The 4,651-nt window shown below is 66.5% G+C and carries 3 protein-coding genes; all 3 read right to left on the bottom strand.

Features of this window, described 5'->3' with window-relative positions; translation table 11 throughout:
• The coding region (gene kdpB / locus Q7T84_RS15990) for a potassium-transporting ATPase subunit KdpB (protein ID WP_304810788.1) at positions 1-1,815 on the bottom strand (1,815 nt) is incomplete at its 3' end.
• Positions 1,816-1,834: 19 nt separating this feature from the next.
• Positions 1,835-3,544, bottom strand: coding sequence for a potassium-transporting ATPase subunit KdpA (gene kdpA / locus Q7T84_RS15985; protein WP_304810787.1), 1,710 nt, complete (start codon positions 3,542-3,544; stop codon positions 1,835-1,837).
• Positions 3,545-3,862: 318 nt separating this feature from the next.
• On the bottom strand, positions 3,863-4,651 hold a 789-nt coding region (locus tag Q7T84_RS15980), incomplete at its 5' end, for a hypothetical protein (protein WP_304810785.1).

Raw genomic sequence — 4,651 nt, 5'->3', positions numbered from 1 at the left:
GGTCGTGACGAACAGCGCCGGAATGATCGCGAAATACTTCGCGACGTCGTTGGCGATCGAGAAGGTCGTCAGCGAACCGCGTGTCATCAGCAATTGCTTGCCGATCTCGACGATCTCGATGAGCTTGGTCGGGCTGGAGTCGAGATCGACCATGTTGCCGGCCTCGCGGGCCGCCTGGGCGCCGGTCTGCATGGCCACGCCGACGTCCGATTGCGCCAGGGCCGGGGCGTCGTTGGCGCCGTCGCCGCACATGGCGACCAGTCGCCCCTTGGCTTGCTCCTCTCGGATCAGGCGCAGCTTGTCCTCAGGCGTAGCCTCGGCGAGGAAATCGTCGACGCCGGCTTCGGAGGCGATGGCCGCGGCGGTGACCGGGTTGTCGCCAGTGATCATCACCGTGCGCAGACCCATACGGCGCAGGTCCGCGAAACGCTCCTTCACATTGGGCTTCACCACGTCTTTCAGGTGGATGACCCCGACCAGGACGCCGTTCTCACTGACCGCCAGCGGCGTGCCGCCCGAGCGGGCGATGCGGTCCACCGCCGCCGACAGGTCGGCCGGCACTTGTTCAGGTTTTAGATCCAGGCTGCGGATCACGGCGTCTACCGCGCCCTTGCGCCAGGATTGACCGTCCGCGTCCAGGCCCGACTGGCGTGTAGTGGCGGTGAACGGGATTAGGGTCGCGCCATCGGGCGCTTCCAACTCCAGGCCCTGGCTGCGGGCCAGGTCGACGATGGAGCGGCCTTCGGGGGTCTGATCGCCCAGCGAGGCCATCAGAGTGGCGCGCATGGCGACTTCCTGGCGGACACCGGGGGCGGCGATGACCTCGGTGGCCATACGGTTGCCGAAGGTGATGGTGCCGGTTTTGTCGAGCAACAGGGTGTCGACGTCGCCGGCGGCCTCGACCGCGCGACCGGAGGTGGCCAGCACATTGACCTTCAGCAGCCGGTCCATGCCGGCGATGCCGACCGCCGAGAGCAGGCCGCCGATGGTTGTCGGGATCAGGGTGATGAACAGCGCGCCCAGCACCATCGGCGGCAGGACGATCCCCGAGTACTTGCCGAGGCCGAGCAGGGTGGCGACCGCGATCAGGAAGATCAGGGTCAGGCCGGCCAGCAGGACGGCGAGCGCGATCTCGTTCGGCGTCTTGCGGCGGTCCGCCCCCTCGACCATGGCGATCATGCGGTCGAGGAAGGTGTTGCCGGGTTCCGAGGTGATCCGGATCTTCAGCCAGTCGGAGACCACCGTGGTGCCGCCGGTGACGGCCGAGCGGTCGCCGCCGCTTTCGCGGATCACCGGAGCGCTTTCGCCGGTGATGGCGGCCTCGTTGACCGAGGCCACGCCCTCGATGATCTCGCCGTCGGCAGGTATCACGTCGCCGGCCTCGACCAGGACGATCTCACCGACCCCCAGCTTATGCGCCGGGGTCGGGACGATGGTGCCCGTCACGGTGTCGACGATCAGCTTGGCTTTGGTGGTGACGCGGGTGGCGCGCAGGGAGTCGGCGGCGGCCTTGCCGCGACCTTCGGCGATGCTCTCGGCCAGGTTCGCGAACAGTACCGTCGCCCAGAGCCAGAGCGCGATCTGGATCTCGAAACTCCAGTCGCCGCCGGCGAACATTTCAGAGACGGTCGAGGCCGAGGCCAGCAAGGCGACGATCCAGGTGGCGAAGATCACCGGATTGCCGGTCAGCTTGCGCGGGTCGAGTTTCACGAGGGCGTCGCGGGCGGCGCGGCCCAGCATGGCGGGCGATAAGCTGCTAGCCAGGGTGGACGCCTTGCGGCGGTTTTCGCCTTGCGGAACGTAAGACGCGGTCATTGTCAGATGCCTCGAAGGATCAGCGTGCGGCCAGCGTCGTCAGCACTTGGAAGTGCTCGACGATTGGGCCTAGGGCGAGGGCAGGGAAGAATTGCAGGCCGCCCAGGATCAGGATCACGCCCACCAGCAGGCCAACGAATTGGCCGCTGTCGGTGGGCAGGGTGCCTGCGGAGGGGGCGAGCTTGGGCTTGGCTGCCAACGAGCCGGCGATGGCCAACACGGCGATGATCGGCACGAAGCGGCCCATCAGCATGGCCAGGCCGAGCGTCGTGTTCCACCAGGGCGCATTGGCGGTTAGGCCGGCGAAGGCCGAGCCGTTGTTCGCCGTCGTGGAGACGTAGGCATAGAGGATTTCCGACAGGCCGTGGGGGCCGTGGTTGAGCAATCCCTCCAGCGCCGTGGGCAAAACCGCGGCGATGGCTGAGAAGCCCAGCATCGAAAGCGGGATGACCAGGACCGCCAGCATGGCCAGCTTGATCTCCTTGGCCTCGACCTTCTTGCCCAGATACTCCGGCGTCCGGCCGACCATCAGGCCGGCGACGAATACCGCCAGCAGGGCCATGACCACCATCATGGCGATGCCGGAGCCAATGCCGCCGGGCAGGATCTCGCCCAGCATCATCAGGAACATCGCGATCCCGCCGCCGAGCGGCATGAAGCTGCCGTGCATGCCGTTGACCGAGCCGTTCGAGGCGCCCGTGGTTTGGGCGGCCCAGGCGGCGGTGGCGCTGGCGCCGAAGCGCATCTCCTTGCCTTCCATGTTCTGGCTGGAGTCCACGCCGGCGGCGACAAGCGCCGGGGCGGCTTGAGTCTCGGCCAGATAGATGCCGGTCGCGCCGGCGGACAGCAGGATGGCGGCGGCGATCACCAGGGCGCGGATGTCCTTGCCGGCCAGGGCCGAGCGGCCGAACGCGAAGAAGGCCGCCCAGCCGAGCACGTTGATCGAGACGGCGGTGAGGAAGTTGGTCAGCGGAGTCGGGTTCTCGAACGGGTGGGCGGAATTGACGTTGAAGATGCCGCCGCCGTTGATGCCGAGTTGCTTGATGGCCAATTGGCTGGCGACCGCGAACATCGAGATCTTCTGATCGGCGCCTTCAACAGTCGTGGCCATGGTCGAGGCCTGGAGGGTTTGCGGCACGCCGAGAGCCGCCAGCACCAGGGCCAGGACGATGGAGCAGGGCAGCAAGACGTAGAGCGCGGTCCGCACGAGATCGGCCCAGAAGTTGCCGACGCCCTCGCCGCGGTGCGCGACGAAGCCGCGCGCCAGGGCCGCGGCGATGGTCGCGCCAGTGGCGGCGGAAACGAAGTTCTGCACCGTCAGCGCGGCCATCTGGCTGAAGTGCGACATGGTGCTTTCACCGCCATACGACTGCCAGTTCGTGTTGGTCACGAAGCTGACGGCGGTGTTGAAGGCCAGGTGCTCCGACACGCCCGGGAACCCCTGGGGGTTCAGCGGCAAAACGCCTTGTAGGCGGATGATCGCGTAGACGAGGACGAAGCCGACCACATTGAAGGCGAGCAGGGCCGCCGCGTAGGAGAACCAGGTCTGGCTCTTGGTCGCGTCCACGCCGCAGCCGGCGTAGACCAACCGCTCCACCGGCTTAAACACCGGGTCGAGCCAGGTCCGCTCTCCGTTCCAAACTCGGGACATATAGACGCCGAGAGGCCAGCCGAGCCCTATGGCCACGGCCAGCGTCAGGGCGATCTCCGCCCATCCTTGCCAAGTCATTTCAGTATTCCGTCAGAAGCGGTCAGGGCGCAGCAGCGCCGCAAGCATGTAGACGGCCACGGCGATCGCGCCGGCGGCCCAGAGCAGGTCCACGAACATTGTCAGAGCCGCCGTAGGCCAATGGCGAAGGCCGCGAAGAGCATGAACGCCCCCGCGCCTAGGCCGAGAAAAATGAGGTCCGCCACGGTGATGTCTCCATAGCCTTATGGTCAGGCTCGGAAGATGGCGCCGCGGCTCGTCAGGTTTCGAGACGAGTCCGGCGGGCGGCGCATAAGGGAGTTATAAAGACGCAGCTCAGGCGCCTCGTCCGTCGACCTCTTAGGTGTGATGCGGCCGCAGGCGTATCCGCGCCACCAGGCTCAGGGCGCCTATGGCGTAGAGGCTGGCCAGGACGATCTTGGAAATCCTGACCGTGAACAGCTCTTCGGCTCCGCCGGGCAGCGGCGTGATCGCTAGGCCCAGGATCAACAGGAAGGTTCCGAACGCAAGGGCGTAGACCGGGGCCATCGGGCCGCCGCGAACGAGCCGTCCGCCGAACCAGAGACCGGCCAGAAACACGGTCAGGAGAAACAGCAGCAGGCTGTCCGATAGCAGGATGAACTGATGGGCGAGGACGGCGAGCACCCCTCCAAGCAGATTGGCCAGCAGGATGGCAAGCGCCAGGCGGCGACTGTGGGCGAGTTCGATCTCTCGTAGGAGATTGATGGTGATCATCAGGATGACGATGTTGTTGATGTCGCCCCGGACGATGAAGGTCGCCAGCAGGGGAAGAAGCACCAGGGTGTCGGAAATCGCGACCTGGGCGGCATGGGCGGGGGGCAAAGCGATCGGAGCCGGTGCGCCGCCCGCTTGAGCGGTGCTCGGCGGGGTCGGAAACAGGGCGTAGGCGATCCAGATCGTGATGATCGCGGCGATGCTGCTCCACAACAGGAAGTCCGAGAAGTCCCGCGCCACGTCGAGCGAGATGGTCGCGATCAGCGGCACGCAGCAGAAGGCGATCTGGACCAGTAGCACCGCGATCGCCGGCGTGCCTCGCCTCTGGCCATAGAAGGACCAGCAGACCACCAGACCTACGGCCGCAAGCAATACGATCGGCGCTCCCATCAG

It is taken from the genome of Phenylobacterium sp. (assembly GCF_030654915.1).
GTDB lineage: Bacteria > Pseudomonadota > Alphaproteobacteria > Caulobacterales > Caulobacteraceae > Phenylobacterium.
Note: the sequence above shows the minus strand (reverse complement) of the source record. Positions and strands in the feature narration are given on the sequence as shown.